2 protein-coding genes are annotated in these 1,699 nt (G+C 60.7%); both read left to right on the plus strand.

What is annotated here, in order from left to right; all coding sequences use genetic code 11:
* The coding region (locus CLV74_RS22385; RefSeq protein WP_245888666.1) for a thiamine pyrophosphate-dependent enzyme at positions 1-486 on the plus strand (486 nt) is incomplete at its 5' end.
* Positions 487-569: 83 nt separating this feature from the next.
* A complete protein-coding gene (iolB, locus tag CLV74_RS22390) occupies positions 570-1,364 on the plus strand; it encodes a 5-deoxy-glucuronate isomerase (protein WP_106269149.1) in 795 nt (264 codons plus the stop codon).
* Positions 1,365-1,699 lie beyond the last annotated feature (335 nt).

Genomic DNA, 1,699 nt, shown 5'->3' on the forward strand with positions numbered 1-1,699 from the left:
ATCTGCTTTGTGGGCGATGGCAGCTACATGATGGCCAACGCCGAGCTGGCGACGGCGGTGATGCGGCGCATTCCCTTCACCGTGGTGCTGACGGACAACCGTGGGTACGGCTGCATTAACCGGCTGCAGACCATGGGCTGTGGCGGTGAGCCGTTCAACAACATGTATGTGGATTGCAATGTCGAGGTGCAACCGGAGATCGACTATGTGGCGCACGCGGCCTCGATGGGTGCCTATGCGGTGAAGGCATCAGGAACGGACGCGCTGGAGGCCGAGATTGTGGCGGCCCGCGAGCGGAACATCCCGACGGTGATCGTGATCGAGACGGTGGCCAAGGACTTCCCCGGCACAGGTCTGCAGACGACGGCGGGCAGCCACGGGTTCTTCTGGGATGTGGCGGTGCCGCAGGTGAGCGCGCGCGAGAAGCAGCGCGCCCGCTATGCCGAGTACATCACCCAGATCACCCGCCAGACCGGCATGAACTGACACGAAACAGCAGGACAGGCGGGGCTCTGCCCCGCACCCCGAGGTATTGACCCCCAAAATGAAGGGGGGCGAGAGGATTTGAGATGGCTGACCTACTGAAGAAACCCTTTGGCACCCACGGTAAGGTGCATCAGATCACTCCGGAAAGCGCCGGTTGGCGTTATGTTGGGTTCTCGCTTTACCGTCTTCGGGTGGGTGAGACCGTGGCCGAGGCCACTGGTGATCGTGAGGTCATTCTGGTGATGGTCGAAGGAAAGGCCAGCTTCAACGCCGCCGGTCAAGACTGGGGTGTGTTGGGCGAGCGGATGAGCGTCTTTGAAAAGACCCCGCCCCATTGCCTTTACGTGCCGAACGGACAGAATTGGACCGCTGAGGCGACCACCGATTGCACCATTGCGGTCTGCTCAGCCCCCGGAATGGGCGGCCACGCGGCGCGGCGGATCGGGCCTGATGGGATCACCCTGACCCAGCGCGGTGAAGGGGTGAACACCCGCTACATCAACAACATCGCCATGGAGAACGAGGACTACTGCGACAGTCTTCTGGTGACCGAAGTGTTCACACCTGCTGGCCACTGGTCGTCTTTCCCCAGCCATCGCCATGACGAAGATGACTTCCCGCGCATCACCTATCTGGAAGAGACTTATTACCATCGTCTGAACCCCGCCGATGGCTTTGGCATCCAACGGGTTTACACCGACGATGGTCAGCTGGATGAGACGATGGCCGTTAAGGACGGTGATGTGGTCTGCGTTCCCCGCGGTCACCACCCCTGCGGCGCGCCCTATGGGTTCGAGATGTACTACCTCAACGTCATGGCGGGCCCCCTGCGCAAATGGCGCTTCGTCCCCGCGCTAGAGGTGGAGCATTTGTTTTGATCGCCAGAGCGCTGAACCAGAAGACCTGTGCCGCGCTGCCCCTTGAGAATTCCTTGATGTGGCGCAGCGCTTGGGTTGCATCGGGGTGGAGCCGCGCAATGATTTGGGGAGGTCCTTCTTTGACGGGCCTTTTGGTGCGTGATGCAACTCAAATGTCCGCTTACATGAAAGGGCAAGGGAGCATTCGCGCTTGCAGCGAATGTCCGCTTTCCGCCCTTCTTGCCCAACCTAAATGCACCTCCGACCTACATCGGCTCAAAGCTCTCCGGCGTTGCGTCTTTCGCGCCGGAGAGCTTTTTGCAGATCAGGTGTCCTCGTGATCCGGATCGAGGGCT

Source organism: Donghicola tyrosinivorans, assembly GCF_003003355.1.
GTDB lineage: Bacteria > Pseudomonadota > Alphaproteobacteria > Rhodobacterales > Rhodobacteraceae > Donghicola > Donghicola tyrosinivorans.

Bases quoted from the DNA above. Each gene is read 5' to 3' on its own strand.
- iolB (WP_106269149.1), top strand. From the start codon at position 570: ATGGCTGACCTACTGAAGAAACCCTTTGGCACCCACGGTAAGGTGCAT.